Annotated in this window: 18 protein-coding genes; 5 read left to right on the top strand and 13 right to left on the bottom strand. The window is 66.3% G+C overall.

Annotated elements, in window-relative coordinates; genetic code table 11:
* Window positions 1-24 precede the first annotated feature (24 nt).
* The 4 genes from AC1DNE_RS16090 to AC1DNE_RS16105 form a co-directional block, all read right to left on the bottom strand.
* The gene (locus tag AC1DNE_RS16090) at window positions 25-804 is read right to left on the bottom strand and encodes an ABC transporter ATP-binding protein (protein WP_441471370.1); all 780 of its coding nucleotides are present in this window, start codon (window positions 802-804) and stop codon (window positions 25-27) included.
* A complete protein-coding gene (locus AC1DNE_RS16095; RefSeq protein ID WP_441471371.1) occupies window positions 801-1574 on the bottom strand; it encodes an ABC transporter permease in 774 nt (257 codons plus the stop codon). The genes AC1DNE_RS16090 and AC1DNE_RS16095 overlap by 4 nt, the downstream gene beginning before the upstream one ends.
* Window positions 1571-2107: a mismatch-specific DNA-glycosylase gene (locus AC1DNE_RS16100; protein ID WP_441471372.1), complete on the bottom strand. Its 537-nt coding sequence runs from the start codon at window positions 2105-2107 to the stop codon at window positions 1571-1573. Before AC1DNE_RS16100 ends, AC1DNE_RS16095 begins: the two co-directional genes overlap by 4 nt.
* Window positions 2108-2263: 156 nt before the next feature.
* On the bottom strand, window positions 2264-3223 hold the full coding sequence (locus tag AC1DNE_RS16105; RefSeq protein WP_441471373.1) for an ABC transporter substrate-binding protein: 960 nt from the start codon (window positions 3221-3223) through the stop codon (window positions 2264-2266).
* Between the two features lie 237 nt (window positions 3224-3460).
* On the opposite strand from AC1DNE_RS16105, the gene AC1DNE_RS16110 reads away from it, so the two are divergent.
* On the top strand, window positions 3461-5017 hold the full coding sequence (locus AC1DNE_RS16110; protein ID WP_441471374.1) for an acetolactate synthase large subunit: 1557 nt from the start codon (window positions 3461-3463) through the stop codon (window positions 5015-5017).
* A 166-nt stretch (window positions 5018-5183) separates the two neighbouring features.
* Complete coding sequence (locus AC1DNE_RS16115; protein WP_441471375.1) at window positions 5184-5927, top strand: acetoacetate decarboxylase; 744 nt, start codon at window positions 5184-5186, stop codon at window positions 5925-5927.
* A 19-nt stretch (window positions 5928-5946) separates the two neighbouring features.
* Here the strand turns inward: AC1DNE_RS16115 and AC1DNE_RS16120 are convergent, their stop codons facing one another.
* The 3 genes from AC1DNE_RS16120 to AC1DNE_RS16130 form a co-directional block, all read right to left on the bottom strand.
* Complete coding sequence (locus AC1DNE_RS16120) at window positions 5947-6999, bottom strand: histone deacetylase family protein (protein WP_476841121.1); 1053 nt, start codon at window positions 6997-6999, stop codon at window positions 5947-5949.
* Between the two features lie 120 nt (window positions 7000-7119).
* Window positions 7120-7716: a TetR/AcrR family transcriptional regulator gene (locus AC1DNE_RS16125; protein ID WP_441471377.1), complete on the bottom strand. Its 597-nt coding sequence runs from the start codon at window positions 7714-7716 to the stop codon at window positions 7120-7122.
* Window positions 7717-7828: 112 nt separating this feature from the next.
* Entirely contained in the window at window positions 7829-9007 is a 1179-nt protein-coding gene (locus AC1DNE_RS16130) for an acyl-CoA dehydrogenase family protein (protein WP_441471378.1), read from the bottom strand.
* Window positions 9008-9229: 222 nt separating this feature from the next.
* Between AC1DNE_RS16130 and AC1DNE_RS16135 the strand changes: the two genes are divergently transcribed.
* Both AC1DNE_RS16135 and AC1DNE_RS16140 read left to right on the top strand, forming a co-directional pair.
* Complete coding sequence (locus AC1DNE_RS16135; RefSeq protein ID WP_441471379.1) at window positions 9230-10807, top strand: acyl-CoA carboxylase subunit beta; 1578 nt, start codon at window positions 9230-9232, stop codon at window positions 10805-10807.
* A gap of 8 nt (window positions 10808-10815) precedes the next feature.
* Entirely contained in the window at window positions 10816-12804 is a 1989-nt protein-coding gene (locus AC1DNE_RS16140; protein WP_441471380.1) for an acetyl/propionyl/methylcrotonyl-CoA carboxylase subunit alpha, read from the top strand.
* A gap of 21 nt (window positions 12805-12825) precedes the next feature.
* On the opposite strand, the gene AC1DNE_RS16145 is transcribed toward AC1DNE_RS16140, so the two are convergent.
* Window positions 12826-13920, bottom strand: coding sequence for a diguanylate cyclase domain-containing protein (locus AC1DNE_RS16145; protein WP_441471381.1), 1095 nt, complete (start codon window positions 13918-13920; stop codon window positions 12826-12828).
* A gap of 213 nt (window positions 13921-14133) precedes the next feature.
* Between AC1DNE_RS16145 and AC1DNE_RS16150 the strand changes: the two genes are divergently transcribed.
* On the top strand, window positions 14134-14427 hold the full coding sequence (locus tag AC1DNE_RS16150) for a hypothetical protein (protein ID WP_441471382.1): 294 nt from the start codon (window positions 14134-14136) through the stop codon (window positions 14425-14427).
* 18 nt (window positions 14428-14445) lie between these two features.
* Here the strand turns inward: AC1DNE_RS16150 and AC1DNE_RS16155 are convergent, their stop codons facing one another.
* From AC1DNE_RS16155 to AC1DNE_RS16175, 5 genes are all read right to left on the bottom strand, one after another.
* Window positions 14446-15402, bottom strand: coding sequence for a succinylglutamate desuccinylase/aspartoacylase family protein (locus tag AC1DNE_RS16155; protein ID WP_441471383.1), 957 nt, complete (start codon window positions 15400-15402; stop codon window positions 14446-14448).
* 10 nt (window positions 15403-15412) lie between these two features.
* Window positions 15413-16234 (bottom strand): ABC transporter permease, encoded by an 822-nt coding sequence (locus AC1DNE_RS16160; protein ID WP_441471384.1) that lies wholly within the window; start codon window positions 16232-16234, stop codon window positions 15413-15415.
* Between the two features lie 8 nt (window positions 16235-16242).
* A complete protein-coding gene (locus tag AC1DNE_RS16165; protein WP_441471385.1) occupies window positions 16243-17178 on the bottom strand; it encodes an ABC transporter permease in 936 nt (311 codons plus the stop codon).
* A 212-nt stretch (window positions 17179-17390) separates the two neighbouring features.
* The gene (locus AC1DNE_RS16170) at window positions 17391-18986 is read right to left on the bottom strand and encodes an ABC transporter substrate-binding protein (protein WP_476803965.1); all 1596 of its coding nucleotides are present in this window, start codon (window positions 18984-18986) and stop codon (window positions 17391-17393) included.
* 122 nt (window positions 18987-19108) lie between these two features.
* Complete coding sequence (locus tag AC1DNE_RS16175; protein WP_441471386.1) at window positions 19109-20728, bottom strand: amidohydrolase; 1620 nt, start codon at window positions 20726-20728, stop codon at window positions 19109-19111.
* Between the last annotated feature and the right edge of the window lie 2 nt (window positions 20729-20730).

The raw sequence follows: 20730 nt of genomic DNA on the forward strand, positions 1-20730 counted from the left end.
CGCTCCTCGCAATGACGAGGATGGTCAATGATCGGCGGCGATCACCTCGGCACGGATCTCCTCAACCAGTCGCTCCTTCAGGGCGACGAATTCCGGGGTCGTCTTGATGGTGTAAGGACGCGGGTGTGGCAGATCCACGGCGATATCGGCCTTGATCCGCCCCGGGCGCGCGCTCATCACGACGACGCGGGAGCCGACGAAGATGGCCTCCTCGATATCATGGGTCACGAAGAGCACGGTCTTCTTCTCGCGCTCCCATATGCCGAGCAGCATCTCCTGCATCAGCGCGCGGGTCTGGTTGTCGAGCGCGCCGAAAGGCTCGTCGAGCAGCAGGATCTTGGGGTCGTTGGCGAGTGCGCGAGCGATCGCCGTGCGCTGCTGCATGCCGCCCGAGAGCTGCTTCGGAAAATGGTCGACGAAGCTGCCGAGCCCGACGCGCACCGCCCAGTCGCGGGCGATCCTCAGCCGCTCGGCCTCGGGCACCCCCTTTTCGCGCAGGCCGAACGCGATGTTCTGCTGCACCGTCAGCCAGGGGAAGAGCGTGTAGCTCTGGAAGACGAAACCCCGATCGGCTCCCGGCCCCGACACAGGCGTGCCGTCGAGCAGGATGCGCCCCTCGCTCGCCGTCTCCAGCCCGCCGATGATGCGCAGCAGGGTCGACTTGCCGCAACCGGACGGGCCGAGGATCGTAATGAAGTCGTTGTCGGCGACGTTGAGCGAGGTCGGCATCAGCGCCCGCGTCGGCTCAGCACCGCGCTGGCCTGCGAAGATCTTGCCGACATTCTCGATGACAAGCTTGCTCATGCGCGCGCCCACGGAAACAGGCGCTGGTTGATCGCCTTGAAGAGGAAATCCGAGACCAGCCCGATGAGGCCGATCACGATGATACCGAAGATGATCTGCCCGGTGTTCAGCAGCGCCTGGCTGTCGGTGATCATGTGGCCGATGCCGGAAGAAGAGCCGATCAGCTCGGCGACGATGACATAGGTCCAGGCCCAGCCGAGGACGAGGCGGAAGATCTCGGCTATCTCGGGCGCGGCGTTCGGCAACATGACGCGGCGCACCACCGACCGGTCGGTGGCGCCCAGCGTATAGGCGGCATCGACCAGATCGCGCCGGATCGAACCGACCGAGACCGCGATCATCAGGATGAGCTGGAAGACCGAGCCGATGAAGATGACGAGCAGCTTCTGCGTCTCGCCGATACCGGCCCAGAGGATCAGCAGCGGAATGAAGGCCGAGGCCGGCAGATAGCGCGCGAAGGAGACGAAGGGCTCCAGGAACGCCTCGATAGGCTTGTAGGCGCCCATCATGATGCCGAGCGGCAGAGCGACGATGACGGCGATGATGAAGCCGCCGACGACGCGCCAGATCGTCATCATGATGTCGAAGCTGAAGCCGTAGCGCACCATCAGATTGTAGCCCTCGCCGACCATGGTCAGCGGGTCGGCCAGGAAGAGACGCTGGACATAGCCGCCGAAGGTCGCGACCGACCAGAGCGCGACGAAGAGCGCGAAGAAGGCCAGGCCATAGCCGATGCGGGCCGTGGCCGAGACGGGTTGCAAGGGTCTCATCGCGATATCGTTCCGGTCACGGCCATGGCCAGTTGCTTCCAGGGTTCGATCGACCAGAAGCCGGCTGCGGCGCCTGAGGTCGAGGGGAGGACATAGATCTCGGCACCGGCCAGCTTCTCAGCCTGCCGCCCGTAGGAAAGCCGTCCCTCGCTGATCCCGAGGACGGCCTGTGCCGCGCGCTTGCCGTTGAAGGCGAGGATATCAGGCGCGCTTGCCGCGATCCGCGCCTCGAAGCCAGCCACATCGAAATGGCTGCCGCGCAGGGCGGAGTCCGGGCCGGAGGTCCGCTTGGCCACGTCGGTCAGGCCGATGCCGTAGCGCGGCAGGCTTCGGAAGTCCTCTGGCACGAGCCTTAGCGGTACGAGCCCGGTCTGATGGAGAACCGGCCAGAACTTGTTGCCCGGGCCGGCATAATAGGCTCCGCGCCGGGCCGAGGCGGCTCCGGCCTGCGTGCCGCAGAAGACGACGCGCAGGCCGGGTTCCAGAACATCCGGGAGGATGTCGCCCCTTGGGCATTCAAGGCCGGCCGTCACCCTCCAGCCCTCATCCTGAGGAGCCGCGCAGCGGCGTCCCGAAGGATGCTCCAGATAGTTCCCGAGCCTTCTGAAACATCCTTCGAGACGCTATCCCTTTCGGGATGGCTCCTCAGAATGAGGGCTCGCGCAGATCTCAAGCAGCCTCCCCGGCGTTCACTTGCCGGCGACGAACTTCGTGTCGACCAGCGCGGCGAGATCGGGCTTGGCCTTGATCAGGCCGATATCAAGCAGGAGATCGGCTGCCTTGGCGGAGAAGGCCTGCCAATCGCCCGCAAAGAACTTCTTGTTGCCGTCGGCATCCGACCAGCGCAGGAAGGCGGCCGACTTGCCGAATTGCTCGCCGGTCTGCTTCACATCCGCGCCCATGATCTCATAGGCCTTGGCCTGGTCCTTCTTGATCATCTCCAGCGCCTCGAAATAGCTCTGGGCGAGCGCGGCAGCCGCCTTCTCGTTGACAAGGAAGGCAGGCGTGCAGCCGAAGGTGTCCATCACCATCGGGTAGTCGAGGGTAGTGGCGATGATCTTGCCCGCATCCGGCTTGTCGCGGACGGTGGAGAGATAGGGCTCATAGGTCATGGCCGCGTCGTTCTGGCCGGCGATGAAAGCCTGCGCGGCCGGGCCGGGCTCCATGTTGACGACGGTCACGTCCTTCATGGACATGCCATTTTCCTTGAGCATCCAGGCGAGCGCGAAATAGGGCGAGGTGCCGGGCGCCGAGGCCGCGACCGTCTTGCCCTTCAGGTCCTTGATCGAGCCGACGGCGTTGCGCACGGCCATGCCGTCGGCGCCGTAGCTCTTGTCGAGCTGGAAGATCTGCTTGGTCTTGATGCCGGCCGCGTCCCAGACGATCCAGGTCTCGACCGTGGTCGCGGCGCACTGGATGTCGCCCGAGGCGATGGCGAGGTGGCGATCCTTCTGCGGAATCTTCTTGATCGTCACGTCCAGGCCGTTCTTGGCGAAGATGCCGGCCTCCTTGGCGAGCACCAGCGGCGCGAAGCCGGTCCAGCCGGAAATACCGATATTGACCTTGGTCTGCGCTTGGGCGCCACCCGCCGCCAGAAGCGCCGCGAGGCCAATGCCCACAGTCGCGCCGATGCGCTTGAAAACTGCCATGGTTGAAACCTTTCCCCTGCTTTTGCGGCTGATGCTCCGCTCAGACGCCTAAACGTCATCCGCGGCGAGGTTCAACCTTCCTTCCGAAGCAGGTTGAATACATATGCAAATCCGTCAAGCGGCCGATCACTGTCGCTTGGGAAAGCGATGACATTCTCTTGTTTGACAGGGCGGGAGGAATTTCCTCCCCTGCGCCCGCCGGCGCAAGGGCGCCTTCTTTCGAGTCGAGGTTTCCCAATGAACGGCGCCGACCGCCTTTGCGACACGCTTCTGATCAACGGCGTCGATACCTGCTTCGCCAATCCCGGCACCTCCGAAATGCATTTCGTCGCAGCCCTCGACCGCAAGCCGCAGATGCGCTGCGTGCTCGGCCTGTTCGAGGGCGTGGTGACCGGTGCCGCCGACGGCTATGCCCGCATGGCCGACAAGCCGGCAGCGACGCTGCTGCATTGCGGGCCGGGCATGGCGAACGCGCTTGCCAACATGCACAACGCCCGGCGCGCCCGCACGCCGATGATCAACGTCGTCGGCGACCACGCCACCTACCACCTCGTCCATGACGCGCCGCTGACCAGCGATATCGAGAGCCTGGCGCATCCGATGTCGCATTTCGTCCGGCGCATCGCGACGGCGGAGGATGTCGGCCCGGCGATCGGGGAAGCCTATGTCGCCTCGCTGACCCTGCCCGGCGTCACCACCGTGATCCTGCCGGCTGACTGCGCCTGGGGGAGTGTCGAGCCCGCCATGCTGAAGCCGACCGAGCTGCCGGCGCTGAAGAGCGTCGAAGCCGCCACGATCCGCGCGGTCGCAGCCGGCCTGCGCAAGCATGGCGCGCGTGCGGCGATCATGCTGACCGGCCTGGCGCTGCGCGAGAAGTCGATGGAGATGGCGGCCCGCATCTGCGCAACGACCGGCGCCAAGATCTTCAGCCAGATGTCGAACGGGCGCATCCAGCGCGGCGCCGGCCGCGTCGCCATGCCCAAGGTGTTCTACCCGATCGACAAGGCGCTCGATCAGCTCAAGGACGTCGATTACCTCGTGCTCGTCGGGGCTCAGACCCCGGTCGGCTTCTTCGCCTATCCGGGCAAGCCCGGCCGCCTGATCCATGACGGCTGCGAGGTCGCGACGCTCGCCAGCCCCGGCGACGATCTGCCTGCATCGATCACCGCGCTCGCGGAGGAGATGGGCGCCACCAAGACCGCCCCCGCCTACATCGCCCCGCCGCGCAAGGAGCAGCCTGCTCTGCCGACCGGCAAGCTCGATGCCGACAAGGCCTGCGCCATCGTCTCGGCGCTGCTGCCGGAGAACTGCATCGTTTGCGATGAGTCGGTCTCGTCGGGCCGGAGCTTCTACTACGACTGCCACAGCGCGCCGCAGCACGACTACATCCAGCTCACCGGCGGCGCGATCGGCGAAGGCATCCCGCTGGCCATCGGCGCGGCCGTGGCCTGCCCCGACCGCAAGGTCATCGGCATGCAGGCCGACGGCTCGGGCATGTACACGGTGCAGGGGCTCTGGACGCAGGCGCGCGAAAACCTCGACATCGTCACCGTCATCTTCGCCAACCGGACCTATCAGATCCTGCATGGCGAGATGCGCGCCGTCGGCGTCAACGACTTCGGCCGCAACGCGACGCTGATGCTCAACATCGACGAGCCGGCGCTCGACTGGGTGTCGATGGCCAAGGGCATGGGCGTGGAGGCTGCGCGCGCCACGACGGCCGAGGAGTTCACCAGCCTGTTCAAGGCGGCGCTGGCCAAGAAGGGGCCGTTCCTGATCGAAGCGGCGATCTGAGAGCCCGTTCGAGACAAATCGCCCTCCGCCTGGGGAACATTTCTCAGGGTGGAGGGCAATCTTTGCGCGAGCGGTGAGGAGAAGCTTTCCTATTCGTCCGGTCACCATCAATCTGTCGCAGGACGCCTGCCAGAGTTGCGGCTGATTTCGAGAAGGAGCGACCAGCATGAACCGGGACGAGATCCTCAAGGCGCCGTCGATGCCCGTCTTCAGCCCCAGCTATCCGCATCCGCCGAACCGCTTCATCAAGCGGGAATATCTGATCATCACCTACGAGACGGACCCCGAAATCATCCGCGCCGCGCTGCCCGAGCCGCTCGAGCCGGCACCCGGCAACCTCGTCTTTTACGAGTGGATGAAGATGCCGGATTCGTCCGGTTTCGGTTCCTATGAGGAGAGCGGGACCGGCATCTACGCCAGCTACAAGGGAGAGCCCTGCAACTTCTCGGTGCAGATGTATCTCGACGACGAGCCGCCCATCACCGGTGGACGCGAGATCTGGGGCTTCCCCAAGAAGTACGGCGTGCCGCGCCTCAGCGTGATGAAGGACACCCTGACCGGCACGCTGCACTATGACGGCGAGCGCGTGGCAATGGGCACGATGACCTACAAGCATCGCAGCCTGCAGGATCAGCTCGACAAGGTGCGCGACGGCATCGCCGGCCTGAACATCAACCTGAAGCTGCTGCCCGATGTCGATGGCTCACCGAAGGTGGCTCAGCTCGTCGGCTACAATCTCACGGACATCACGGTCCATGGCGCCTGGGAGGGAGAGGCGCGGCTGCATCTCATCCCTCATGTCAACTGCCGGGTCGCCGACTTCCCCGTGCGGAGAATCGTGCGGGCGCGTCACCAGCTCGTCGATTTCACGCTGCCTTTCGGCCGGGTGCTGCACGACTACCTCGCCTAGCACCCGCGCGACACCGCCTTCAGACAAACCCGCCCAGGAACGCATCGAGGCAATCGCCGATCGCCTCGATCGCATAGCCGCCCTCCTGCACCACGAGCGTCGGCAGGCCGAACGCCTTCACCTGCCGGCCGATGGTGCCGAAATCGGACGCATCCAGCTTCAGCACGCCGATCGGGTCGTCCTTGTGGGCGTCGTATCCGAGCGCGACGACCAGCACCTCGGCGCCGAAATCGCGTGTCGCCTTGCCGGCGCGATCGACCGCCGCCTGCATCTCGGCTCCGCCCGCGCCATGCGCCAAAGGCAGGTTGAGGTTGAAGCCCTCGCCCGGCCCGTTGCCGCGCTCATCGGCGTAGCCCGTGAAGAAGGGATAGTAGTTCGCCGGGTCGGCATGGACCGAAATCGTCAGCACGTCGTCGCGGCGATAGAAGATCTGCTGGGTGCCGTCGCCATGATGGGCATCGACATCGAGGATCGCGACCTTGCCGAACTTGCTGCGCAGACGCTGAGCGGCAATCGCTGTGTTGTTGAGGTAGCAGAAGCCGGTGGCACGGTCGGCACGGGCGTGGTGGCCCGAGGGGCGGCACAGCGAGTAGACGGCGCGCTCCCCCGCAAGGATCGCATCGGCACCGGAAACCGCGGTTTCCGATGAGCGCAGCGTCGAATGCCAGCAGTGCTCGCCGACCGGCACCGACAGGTCCCCGAGATACCAGCCGAGCTGGCCGATGAAGCCGGTCGGGCGGCAGGGCGGGCGGACATCCTCGTCCGGGCGGCCGCTCCAATAGGGGAAGGTATTGGGCCAGGCTTCCGGCCCGCGCTCGGCCGGCAACTCCTGCCAACGCGCCCAGGCGGTTTCGAGAAACGTGACGAATCCGGCATCGTGAATCGCGAGAACCGGGGCGGTGCCGTGAGCCGCGGGCCGCTCCGGCGCGATGCCATGCTTCGCCAGGGCACCGAGCAGGCGCTCCGTCCGTTCCGGCAGGTCCTTGGGCGCCACGACCTTGCCGAAGCGCATGTATTGCTGCGGGTCGTGGAGGGCTTGGTCGGAATGATAGAAGGCGCGCATCAGGCTCATCGTCCTCGTGGGGCAGCGAGGCGATCGCGGCCCCGCAGGCGGATGCTAGCAACGGCTGCGGCAGCGGTCAGCTACGCCGACGCCGTCCGCCCTTGCGCGGAGGGCGGAGCGACCGGCGCATCATGGCGAGAGAAGCGCCGCGAACTCGCGCGCCAGCGCATCGATCTCGAAGCGTTCGGGTCTGTACCAATCGGTCGAGCCATTGAGCGCGCCGAGCAGGAAGAGGCGCAGCACGTCCGGCGAGCGCTCCGCCGGCAGCGCGCCAGCCTGCTGCAGCTCCGCGATCAGCCGGCGCCAGACCTCCTCATAGGCGCGTCGCACGGCACGCACGCTTTCCGGCACCGGAGCCGCGCCAAAGTTGAAGACCTTGATGCTAGCAGAGGTGTAGTCGCCATGGCCGTGCAGCGCCGCGAGATGGCCCCGGATCGCCGCCTCCAGCCGCTCACGCGGCAGCGCCCCTTCCGTTGCGGCGAGCGCGGCAACGACGCCCTCATGCACGAAGCGGACGCCGTCGTTCACGACCGCCTCGACGATCTCCTCCTTCGAGGCGAAGTGGTAGTAGAGGCTCGCCTTGCGGATGCCGACGGCCTCGGCGATCTCGCGCAGCGTGGTCTGATGGTAGCCGCCGCTACGCAGCAGCCGCGCGGCATGGTCGAGGATCAGGCGGCGCGAGCTGTTCTCGGTGTCGCGCGGGCTGCGGTCGGCGGCGACAGTCATGCGCAGGAGCCCGCGTCATTCTCGGGCGAAGCGAGGCGCAGACCCGAGAATCTCTGGCATGAGATGCTCGGGTCAATCCCGAGCATGACGGCTGAAGGGGCGCGCAACAGCATCACAGCCGCTTCGCCACCTCTTCGAGCATCACCTCGGTGGCGCCGCCGCCGATGGACTGGACGCGAGCGTCGCGGGTCATGCGCTCGATCGCGCTTTCGCGCATGTAGCCCATGCCACCATGGAACTGCAGGCAGTCATACATGACTTCGTTGACCAGCTCGCCGCAGTAGGCCTTGACCATCGAGACCTCGCGGGTGGCGTCGAAGCCCTGCGCATCGAGCCAGGCAGCGTGATAGACGAGTTGGCGGCCGGCCTCGACCTTGCCCGCAAGCTCGGCAAGCCGCTGGCGGATCGCCTGCTTCTCCCAGAGCGGCGCGCCGAAGGCTTTTCGCGTCTTCACATAGTCCAGCGTCAGGTCGATGGCGGCCTGCGACTCCCCGATCGCCATCGCGCCGATCACGGTGCGCTCGTTCTGGAAATTGCTCATGATCGCGTAGAAGCCACGGCCCTCCTGCCCAAGCAGGTTTTCGGCCGGCACGCGACAATCGACGAAGGAAAGCTCGGCAGTATCGGACGAGCGCCAGCCATGCTTGTCGAGCGCGCGGGAGACCGAGAAGCCGGGCGTGCCCTTCTCGACGAGGAAGATCGAGACCGATTGCGAGGGCTTGGCCGCCGGATCGGTCTTGGCGGCAACGCAGTAGAGATCGGCGTAGACGCCGTTGGTGATGAACATCTTGGCGCCGTTGAGGACGTAATGGTCGCCCTCGCGCCGCGCCGTGGTACGGATGCCCTTCACGTCCGAGCCGGCATCGGGCTCGGTCACGGCGACCGCGACGATCTTCTCGCCGGCGATGATGGCCGGCAGATACCGGTCCTTCTGCGCCTTGCTGCCGGCATTGGCGATATGGACCGAGGCCATGTCGGTGTGGACCAGCGCGGTGATGGCAACACCCGAGAAGGTCGAGCGGCCGAGTTCCTCCGCCAGCACGACGGTCGCGAGCGTATCCATCTCCGAGCCGCCATATTCGGCCGGATAACGAATACCGAAGAAGCCGAGCTCGCCCATCCGGCGCAGCACCGCGCGCGGGACGAATCCGTCCTCCTCCCATTTCAGGGCGTGCGGCTTGATCTCGGTCTCGACGAAGCGGCGAACCTGATCGCGCAGCGCCTCATGCTCCTCGGTGAAATAGGGCGAGCGACGCGCGCCCTCGCCTGCAAGCGTCTCGACGGCCGACATGGCTTTCTCCCTGCTTGACCGCGGCGCCGCGATCTGACTACCTACCGGACGGTAGGTGAATGTTACGGCGAGATCAAGTTCCGTCATTTGCCTAAGGAGAACAGGTCATCCCGGACAAGCCGCGTCAGCGGCGCCGATCCGGGATCCATGCCGGAACCGTTCAGGCATGGATCCCGGGTCTCCGCGTCGCTCCGCCCGGGATGACGGCCAGCGGGAGTCGGCATGTCGGAAGCAACCTCTTCAGCGGTCACCGCCCCTCCCCCGCTCTCCGCCATGCTGGAGACGCTGCGCCAGCGCCACGGCCTCATCGCGCAAGGCGGCGGCGAGAAGCTGCGCGCCCGGCATGAATCGCGCGGCAAGATCATGGTGCGCGAGCGCATCGATCTCCTCCTCGATCCGCAGACGCCCTTCCTCGAACTGTCACCGCTTGCAGCCTGGGAACTCTACGGCAACGAGGTGCCGGGCGCCGGCATCGTCACCGGCATCGGCATCGTGCAGGGCCGCGCCTGCATGCTGATCGCCAACGACGCCACGGTGAAGGGCGGCTCCTTCTTCGCCGAAACCGTTCGCAAGCATCTGCGGGCACAGGAGATCGCCGAGGAGCACCGGCTGCCCTGCCTCTACCTCGTCGATTGCGGCGGCGCCTTCCTGCCGGAACAGGACCGCGTCTTCCCGGACCGCGACCATTTCGGCGGCTCCTTCTACAACCAGTGCCGGATGTCGGCCGCGGGCATTCCGCAGATCTCGATCGTCTTCGGCGGCGCGACGGCGGGCGGCGCCTATATCCCGGCGCTTTCCGACCAGGTGATCATGGTGAAGGGGACGGGGCGCATCCATCTCGGCGGCCCGCCGATCGTGAAGGCGGCGATCCACGAGATCGTCGATGGCGAGACGCTGGGCGGGGCGGAAATGCATACGCTGGTCTCCGGCGTCAGCGACCACCTCTTCGAAACCGAGATGGAGGGGCTCGCCAAGCTGCGCGAGATCGTCGGCGCGCTCGGCGAAATCGGCCGGGTCGCGCCGCCGCCGCAAGCACCCGCAGCGCCAAAGCTCGACCCGGCCGAACTCGTCGATATCGTCCCGACCGATCTGCGCCGACCTTATGACGTGCGGGAGGTCATCGCACGCGTGGCCGACGACAGCGCCTTCAGCGCCTTCAAGCCGGATTACGGCGCGACGCTCGTCACCGGCTTCGCCCATATCCACGGCTATCCCGTGGGGATTCTCGCCAATAACGGGGTGCTGTTCTCGGAAAGCGCCATCAAGGGCGCGCATTTCATCGAGCTCTGCGACCAGCGCCAGATTCCGCTGCTCTTCCTGCAGAATATCACCGGCTTCATGGTCGGCACGGAGGCCGAGCGCGGCGGCATCGCCAAGCATTCGGCCAAGCTCGTCTATGCCGTCTCGAATGCGCGCGTGCCGAAATACACCGTGCTGATCGGCGGATCGTATGGCGCGGGCAATTACGGCATGTGCGGGCGCGGCTTCCGGCCACGCTTCCTGTTCTCCTGGCCGAATGCCCGGATCGCGACGATGAGCCCGGAGGTCGCGGCTACCGTGGTGACGGAGCTGCGCCGGCAATCGCTCAGGGGTTCGGGCGACGAAGCGGCCATCGCCGAGCTCGACAAGCGCACCCGCGCCCAGTTCGAGGAGCAGAGCGACCCCTATTACGCCACGGCCCGGCTCTGGGACGACGGCATCATCGAGCCCCAGCAGACGCGCGACGTGCTGGGCCTTTGCCTCGCCCTTTCAGCGGGCGAGACGCGCGATACCGGCCCGCGGCCGGTCTACCGGATGTGAGCGGCGCCATGTTCGACACCCTCCTCATCGCCAATCGCGGCGAGATCGCCTGCCGCATCATCCGCACCTGCCGCAAGCTCGGCATCCGCACCGTCGCGGTCCATTCCGAGGCCGACAGAGACGCCCTGCATGTCCGGCTCGCCGACACGGCCGTGCATATTGGCCCCGCCCCGGCGCGCGATTCCTATCTGCGCGCCGACCGCATCATCGACGCCGCGCTCAAGACCGGCGCACAGGCGATCCATCCGGGTTATGGCTTCCTGTCGGAACGGCTGGATCTGATCGCCGCCTGCGAGGCGAACGGCATCACCTTCGTCGGTCCCTCCGCCCAAGCCATCGAGGCAATGGGCGACAAGATCCGCTCCAAGCAGATCGCGCGGGAGGCCGGGGTTCCCGGCGTGCCCGGCTATGACGGCGCCGATCAGGCACCCGCGACGCTGAAGCGCGCGGCGCTGCGCATCGGTCTGCCCGTCATGGTCAAGGCCTCGGCCGGCGGCGGCGGCAAGGGCATCCGCAAGGTTGAGATCGAAGCCGATCTCGACGCCGCCATCGCGACCGCCAGCCGCGAGGCCGAAGCCGCCTTCGGGGATGGGCGCTTGCTGATCGAGAAATTCGTGACGCGGCCGCGCCATGTCGAGGTGCAGGTCGCCGGCGACAGGCACGGCGACATCGTTCACCTCTTCGAGCGCGACTGCTCGGTGCAGCGCTCAAACCAGAAGTTGCTGGAAGAAGCCCCTGCCCCCAATCTCAAGCCGGAGGTCCGCGCCGCGCTGCATGCGCATGCGCTGAAGCTCGCCCGCGCCATCGCCTACGACAATCTCGGCACCGTCGAATTCCTTGTCGACGCAACGACGCAGGAAGTGTTCTTCCTCGAGATGAACACGCGCCTGCAGGTCGAGCATCCCGTGACGGAAGCGATCACGGGGCTCGATCTGGTCGAATGGCAGATCCGCATCGCCGCCGGCGAGACGCTGCCGCGCCGCCAGGAGGAGATCGCCTGCATCGGCCACGCCATCGAGGCACGGCTGACGGCGGAGCGGGCCGAAGAAGGCTTCCAGCCCGACACCGGCACGATCACGCTCTGGCGCGAGCCGGAGGGGCTGCGCGTAGACAGCGGCGTCGAAACCGGCAGCACCGTCTCGCCCTTCTACGATTCCATGCTCGCCAAGGTCATCGCCCATGGCCCCGACCGGGAGGCTGCGCGGCGGCGCCTCGCCGATGGCTTGGAGCGCATGACGGTATTCGGCCCGGCGACGATCCGGCCCTTCCTCGTCGATGCGCTGAGACAGCCGGTGTTCGCGCGTGGCGAGGCCACAACGTTGTTCATCGGCGAGACCTGGCCTGCCGGCTGGCGGCTGCCCGCCGGCACTGCGCGGGAGCGCGATGCTCTCGCGGCAGCGATCTGGCTCGCCGGGACCAAGCCGATCGCGGCGGGGCCCTGGGGGGCGCTGACCGATTTCCGGCTGCTGGGGACGGCGGGCAAGCCCGCGGAGAGCCATCTCACCCTCAGACATGCGGGCCAGACCAGCCGGATCAGGGTCGAAAGCCGAGGTGGCGCTTTCCACGTCATGGCCGAAGGCGAAGAAACCGAGGTCTCGGTCACAGCAGGAGCCGACCCGACGCGGTGGCGGGCGATGCTCGACGGCCGGCGCCTGACGGTCGATGCGGTGCGCGACAAGACCGGAGTCCATCTGCGCTGGGGCACGTTCGAGGGGCGGATCGAGATCGCGCTTGCGGTCGCAGCGGAGGCGGCGGCGCGCGAAGCCGCGGGCGGCTCCGGCGACGCAGTGCGGGCGGCTATGCCGGGCACCGTCGCCGCCATTCATGTCCAAGAAGGCGATAGCGTCGCTGCCGGACAGGTCGTCGCAGTGCTGGAATCGATGAAGCTTTTCATGGACCTGAAGAGCCCGGCGACCGGCATCGTGACGCGGGTTGCGGCCAAGCAGGGCGCGACGGCAGCGGCGGGCGAGCTCCTGATCGCGATCGAGCCGAACTGATGCCGTCGCCCGCGTGGTGCGTCAGGCGACGTCGTCCAAGGCAGCGATCATGCTGCGGCCCTTGCCTGCGCGTTTGGCGCCGTAGAGGGCCTGATCTGCCGCGCGCTTCAGGGTCTCGGCCGTCCAGCGCTCCGAATCAAGCGCCGGCTTGACCGAGACGCCGACGCTGGCACCCACCGACACGAGCTGCCCCAGCACGATGAACGGGGCCTGCAGAACGGCCAGGGCCCGGTCCGCCACATCAGAGAGCACCGCGATATCGTCGGTTTCCCGGACCACGATGGCGAACTCGTCGCCGCCGAGACGGGCCACAACATCGCCGGGGCGTATGACGCCCTGCAATCGCCCTGCCACCTGCTTGAGCAGATCGTCGCCGCCATGATGGCCGTGCCGGTCGTTGACCTGCTTGAAGCCGTCCAGATCGAGCAGGAGAAGGCCGAGGGCCTCCTCCTTCGCGCAGGCGTCATCGAGGGCTCGATCGAGACCTCGGCGATTGGCGAGGCCGGTGAGCGAATCATGGCTCGCGGCGAAATCGAGTTCCCGCCGCACCATCATCAGTTCCTCGAATTGGCCGATGATGTGATCCGAGCTCTCGAAGATCGAGTACAGATAGACCCCGAGCAGGACGCTGAGCGCCTGATACAGCGCATCGCCCGAGAGCAGGAAGGCAGCGATCTGCGCGCCGATGGCGAGTGAGGAAAGCCCGGCACAAATCCAGTAGCGCAGCGTCCGCAGATAGGAGCCGGCCGTCAGCGCCATGTTGAGGCCAAGGCTGAGCACGAAGCCGCCGGTATGGCCGAGATAGGCCGCGCCGACCGTCAAGGTCGCGATCACGCCGGTGAAGGCGAAGGCCGTATAGGCATACCCCTTCTCCCAGGCCCGCGCCTCTTCCAGAGTCAGCCTGCGGGCCGGATCGCGGCGCTTGAATCCGACGATGTTGATGACGCGTGCGATCGTCGTGATCACGCCCGCGCCGGTGATCCACCAGAAGATCGGCTCGCCGGTCTGTACGGCCATGATCGCGGAGCCGATGATCAGGCCAGCCGCGATGCACAGAATCTGCGGCAAGGCTGCGAAGAGACTCGAGATGATCTCGATCTCGATCTCGGCGGGCAACCGCCTTGCTCGCCTGCGGGGCCTCATCAACAGATGCATGGCATCATGCCCTACGCGCGCGGGCCTAAAATTCCCTCAGCCCGATGCAGGGCATTTTACCAATCGCGGCTTCGGAACCGCTGGCTCAGCTTTTGTTCATCGCGCTCCAGCTAAAATTGCCCAAGCTCGTCTCGCCGCCTCTCGGTCACGGCGAGATTGCGGAAAGGGAAGACCATGACTCGCCACAGGCTCGCTCTATCGGCTTTCGCCGGAGCTATGCTGCTGTCGGCCATTCCAGCAGGCGCGCAGTATTACGACCCCTACCGTCCTCCGCCGCCGCCTTACGGGTACGACCGGCCGCCTCCGCCGCCCTATGGCTATGGCTATGACCGGCCGCGCTATCGGCAGCGCTACAACAACATCTGCGTCACCAGCCGCGGCGATTGCCCCACGCCGCCACTGCCTTCGGGCACCGGCTGCAGCTGCTACATCCCCGGCTTCGGCAACAAGCGTGGCGCCGTGCCCTGATCGCGAGGCCCCCCGGCTTCAGGGCCGGCGGTGGCTCTCGCTGCCGAGATAGCAGATGCCCTCGCCGGGCTTGGCCTTGGGGTTGGGGAAGATGATGAAGCCGTCGCGCGGCATCGTGACGACGGTGCCGTCGGCGCGGCGGGCAATCGGCGTTCCCTTGGCGACGCGGTCGCCGGTCTTCCACGAGCCTTCGACGCGGTCGCCCTCGGCTTCGCAGATCACCAGATCGTCCATATGGACGACGACGCGCTCGGCCGGAGCCGGCGGCGCTTCTTCGGTCAAACCGACATGGGCGAGCGCATTGCGGATCGCCTTGTAGCCGACATCGACGGAAGCCGGGTCGTCGTGGCGACCGCATTCGAGCGTCACGCCATAGCCGCCGGCGAAGCGCATGAACTCGGTCGTGCCGAAGCCCTCGGTGACGGCGAGGCGCGGCAGGTTCAGCCGTTCCCGTGCCGCGATCAGCCGGACATAGATGTCGAGCCAGCCATGGATCATCAGGTCGACGCCGAGGCTGGCGGCGAAGGCGGCTTCGGCCGGGCCATGGCGGAAGGGCTCGAGCTCGCCGCGGTTGTCGTCCGGCCCGAAGAAGACGAAGGGCACGCCCTCCCCGGTGAAGGAATGGACGTCGAGCAGCATGTCGTGCTGGCGCAGGATCGCGGAGAGGCGGTTGCCGATCCGGTCCTCGTTGTCGCTCGGTTGCGGCCGCTCGCGCAGGTCGCGGTTGAGGTTGCGGTCTCCCTCTCGGGTGTTCTGCCGATAGGCCTTGGGATTGGCGACGGGCAGGAAGGTGACCTCGCCGCGCTGGATCGCGACGCGACCAGCCCGGCAATCCTCGATCACGCGGGCGATGGCATTGGGCCCGCAGGTCTCGTTGCCATGGACGGCGCCGAGGACGAGGAGCTTCGGCCCCGCCTTCAGCCCGTGGAAGCGGATGGTTTCGAGCGGAGGATCGATCAGGTGCTGGGTCGTCATCGGTCTACTGTCAGGCTTTGCGAAGCTGCGAATGCGGATCGAGGATATCGCGCAGCCCGTCACCTAGCAGGTTGAGGCCGAGCACGGTCAGGAAAATCGCGAGACCCGGAAAGATCGAGATCCAGGGCGCAGTCGAGATCTGGTCGCGCGCATCCGAGAGCATGCTGCCCCAGCTTGGGAAGGGCGGGCGGATTCCCAGGCCGAGGAAGGAGAGCGAGGCCTCCGCCAGCACGGCACCGCCCATGCCGAGTGTGCCGATGACGATGATCGGGCCGGCGATGTTGGGCAGGATCTGCGTCAGCATGATGCGGAAGGTGCCGTAGCCGAGCGAGCGGGCGGCCTCGACATAACCCAGCTGCCTCACCGAAAGCGTCGCGGCCCGGGTCAACCGGCAGGTGAAGGACCAATTGGTGAGGCCCAGCGCGATCAGCAGGCTGGTGAGGCCGGGGTTGAGGATCGCCATGATCGCCAGCGCGAATATCAGCGAGGGAATGGCGAGCATCATGTTGGTGAGGCCGTTGACAAAATCGTCCCACCAGCCGCCCCAATAGGCGGCGGAGAGGCCGAGCGCGACGCCGATCACCGTGTTGATGAGCTGCGAGACGATGCCGACCGTCAGCGAGATGCGGGCGCCGTAGAGCACGCGGCTGTAGATGTCGCGCCCCTGCGCATCGGTGCCGAACCAGAACTCCGATCCCGGCGGGATCTCGGCGTTCATCAGGTTGGCGTCCATGACGGGATCGGTGTGGGCAAACCAGGGCGCGAAGACACCGCCAGCCACGACGAGCGCGAAGCAGGCCCCCCCGATCCAGAGATTGGCACGAAATTTCATGGGAAGGCCTAGCTGTACTTGATGCGCGGATCGACGACGGCGCAGAGCACGTCGACGGCGATGTTCACGACGAGGAAGAAGAGCACGATCGTCAGGATGCAACCCTGCACGACGGGGATGTCGCGCCAGGTCACGCTGTCGACCAACAGCGAACCCAGGCCAGGCCAGGCGAAGAGCTTTTCGACGACGACCGCCTGGCCAAGCACCGAGCCGAACTGCAGGCCGAGCGTGGTCAGCACGATGACGAGCGCGTTGCGCGCGACATGCCAGCGCATGACGCGGTAGGAACCCGCGCCCTTGGCGCGGGCGGTGCGGACGAAATCGGCGTGCATGACTTCGAGCACCGCTGCGCGCGTCGTGCGCGCCAACAACGCAAGCGGCGAGACGCCGAGCGCGATCGCCGGCAGCACGATGTAGCGCGGATCGCCGTCGCCATAGCCGAAGCTCGGGAACCAGCCGAGCGTCAGCGCGAAGCCGTACATCAGCAGCAGGCCGAGCCAGAACATCGGCAGCGACAGGCCGGAGACGGCGAAGACCATCGAGAGCATGTCGACCCAGCTCCCCGGCTTCAGCGCCGCGAGGAAACCGAGCGGTACGCCGATGACGATGGCGAAGAGCATGGCCCCGAGCGCGAGCTGAAGGCTCGGCCAGAGCCGCTCGCCGATCTGGTTGATCACCGGCTGGCGCGTGCGAAAGGAATTGCCGAGATCGAAGGTGGCGAGGCCGCCGACATATTTCGCGAAGCGCAGCGGCAGCGGGTCGTTGAGACCGAACTGCTCGTTCATGCGCGCGATGGTTTCGGCGTCGATATTGCTGCGCCCGTCAGCCATCTGGCTGGTGGCGAAATTGCCTGGGATGACGCTGAACAGCACGAAGATCAGCGCCGCGACCGCAAGCAGGATCGGGATCGCCTGAAGCAGGCGACGCGCGATATATGGCAACATGGCGAACCCCTGATTGCGGCGATCAACGTGCCGCTATCGGAAAGATCATTCTCCGCCGTCATCCCGGGCGTAGCGACGCGGAGACCCGGGATCCATGCCGGAACGGTTCAGGCATGGATCCCGGATCAGCGCCGCTGACGCGGCTTGTCCGGGATGACCGGGGCGGTCCCTCCATCTGGGCTCCAGGCCCAGATGGAGAAGGCAGACACCGCTTACTTCGCCGCCGGCGAGGAAGCGTCGACCCAGAGGTCCTCGTAGCGCTGCAGTGCGAGCTCAGTCGCGTTCGGCTGGAGGCCGTGCAGCCAGGGCTGATAGGCCATGACCGCCTTGTTGTAGTTGAAGAACCAGACCGGGGCCTCATCCTGCAGCATGGCATTGGCCTTCTTCAGCAGCTCCAGCTGCTTGGCCGGATCGTTCTCGGCCGAGGCGTCGTCGATCAGCTTGTCATAGGCCGCGTTCTTGAAGGTGGTGTAGTTGCAGGACGAGCGCGGCGTCGCGGAGTGGAAGCACTTCAGCGCCGTCAGCGAGTCCGGGCCGGAGGTGTTCGACCAGATGAAGGCCTGGAAGTCGCCGCCCACGACGACACCGCCCAGGGCCGAGGTTTCGACCGGCTTGACCTTCACCTTGATGCCGACCTTGGCGAGCATCGGGATCGTTGCCTCGACGATCGGAATGCCCCAGCTCTCGTTCGGCGTCGCGGTCCATTCGAACTCGAAGCCGTCGGGATAGCCGGCCTCGGTCAGCAACTTCTTGGCCTTTTCGGGATCGTAGGCGTAGGGCTTGGCGTCCTTGTCGAAGACCGGCGAGGACAGCGGCAGCCAGCCCGCGGCGCGATAGGCCTTGTCACGGACCAGGCGCTTGATGATCAGGTCGCTGTCGATGGCGTGGTTGATCGCCTGGCGCACCCGCTTGTCGGAGAAGGGCTTGAAGCTCGGATTCATGCCCATGTTGCGGGTGAAGACCTCGGCGACCTCGAGAATGCCCTTCGAGAGGTTCGCATCGGCCTTGTAGGCGACGTACTGGGTCGAGCCGAGGATCGAGACGTCGATCTCCTTGTTGCGGAAGGCGACGTCGCGCGCAGCCGCCTCGCCCATCGGCGAGATGACGAGCTTGTCGGCATAGGGCTTGCCGGTCTGGTAGTATTTGTCCCAGCGCTCGAAGGCCATGCGCGAACCGGGCACGTGCTCGACGAACTTGAACGGGCCGAGGCCGATCGGCTTGTTGAAGAAGTCGGGAGCCTGCGCTTCCTTGGCCGGAAGGATCGCGGTCATCGCGCTGAACAGGAAATAGCCGGGATCGGCCTTGTCCGTCAGCGTCATTTCGAGCGTGTAATCGTCGATCTTCTTGAGGCCGGAGATCTCCTTGGCCTGGCCCTTCTGGACATCGCTGGCGCCGACGATGCGGGCGATGTAGCGCGCGCCCGGATAGTTCTTCGCCCCGTCCATGAGGCGGGTATAGGACCAGATGATGTCATCGGCCGTCATCTTGCGGCCGTTGTGGAAGAGCGCATCGTCGCGCAGCTTGAAAGTGTAGACCTTCCCGTCCGGCGAGACCGTCACGCTCTTGGCGAGGTCGAGCGCCGGCTTGCCGGCCTTCGCATCCCATTTGTAGAGCATGCTGTGCAGCGCATAGCCGTAGATCTCGTCCTGGATCTGGTTCGAGACATGGCTGTCATTGCTGACGAAGGATGCGCCATAGGGCGCCGTAAAGCGGATCGTCCCGCCACGGCGCGGCTCCTGGGCCTGCGCTTGCGCCTGCACTGCAAAAGCCGCCAGCGTCAGCGCGGTGGCAAAGGCAAATTTCTTCAACAACACGATTATTCCTCCCGTTTTTTTCTCATCGGCTCCGGCTGATCCGGAGTTGTTTGCTTCCAAGTGGAACCATAATGGCTTTGCCGCGCTTGTCTTCCCCTGCGCGGTCGAAGCCGGCCTCACGCCCGCTCGTAGACGACCTCGCCGCCCAGAATGGTGAGATCGCAGCGCGTGTCCTTGAGGATATCCGCCGGATCGGCCGCAAGCAGATTGCGCGAGAACACCGCAACGTCGGCGAGGAAGCCGGGGGCGAGCCGCCCCTTCACGGCTTCCTGCTTCTGAGAGAAGGCGCCGTATTCGGTGTAGGCCTGCAGGGCCTCCTCGATCGAGACGCGCTGGCCTTCGTCCATCACCGTGCCCTTCCAGGTCTGGCGGGTCAGCATGGTGTGGAAGTTCGGGAAGGGGTTGGGGTCGCAGACCGGCGCGTCGCTGCCCGTCGCCGGCTTCAGACCGAGGTCGAACCAGGTGCGGAAGGGGTAGCTCGGCAGCGCGCGCTCCGGGCCGAGCACCTTGACGTAGGCATCGCCGAAATCATGGATGAAGACCTGCTGCGGGCAGGGATAGATCCCGGCCTTGACCATGCGCTCGTGCTGGGCCGGGGTCGAGAAGCCGCAATGCTCGATGCGATGACGGCGATCCGGATCGGGATGGGCCGCGAGCGCCTTTTCATAGGCCGTGATGAGCTGTTCGATCGCAGCGTCGCCAATGGCGTGGCAGGCGAGCTGATAGCCCTTCTTGTGAGCGTCGAGCACCATGCGTTCGAGCTCGGCATCCTCCCACATCCAGACGCCGGTGGTCTTGTCCTCGCCGAGATAGGGCTCGGTCATCCAGGCGGTGCGCCCGCCGGCCGAACCGTCGAGGAAGAGCTTCACGGCACCGATCATCAGCATGTCATCGCCGGTGCCCGAGATCAGCCCCGCGTCGTAGCACTGCGGCACGATCGAGCGGCCGTCGTCGCCGAGCAAGGTCAGCCAGGTGCGCACCGGCAGGCGCCCGTCGCGCTTGGCGCGGTGATACGCGGCAATCTCGCCGAAGCCGCCCTTCTGGCCGACCGCAGCGTCCATGCAGCTGGTGATGCCGAGCGAGAGCAGGTAGCGGCCGCCGCGCTCGATGCCGGCGATGATATCCTCCTCGGTGGCAGCAGGGATCGCGGCCTGCACCGGGGCGCGGGCGTTCTCGGCAAGCAGGCCGGTCAGGCGGCCGTTCTGCTGCTCGATCAGGCCGCCCTGCGGCGTCGGCGACTTCTCGTCGATGCCGCCGAGACGAAGGGCCTCCGAGTTGCAGATCGCGATATGGCCGCAGGTGCGGACCAGCATCACCGGATTGTTCGGCGCGGCGCGATCGAGCTCCTCGCGATAGGGATGGCGGCCGGTGTCAAGCTTGGTCTGGTCGTAGCCGCGGGAGAGAACCCACTCGCCGGGCTTCAGCGTCGCAGCCCGGGCCGAGATCGCGGCGAGCAGCGCCTCCAGCGTCGGCGCGGCCTCGGGCTTGGAATCGACCCAGCCCATGGTCATGCCGAGCGAGACGAGATGCAGGTGCGAATCGTTGAGACCCGGTGTCGCCAGACGGCCCTTCAGATCGATTATCCGCGTCTTCGGCCCGACGAGCGGTGCGATCTCGCCATCGCTGCCGGCCGCGAGCACCCGGCCCTGCCAGATCGCCAGCGCCTCGACGACGCCGTCCTCGCGCCCGCACCAGATCGGCCCGTTGCGCAGCACGATATCGGCATGAACCGCCATGG

The sequence above is a fragment of the Allobosea sp. 05L423 genome (genome assembly GCF_056397745.1).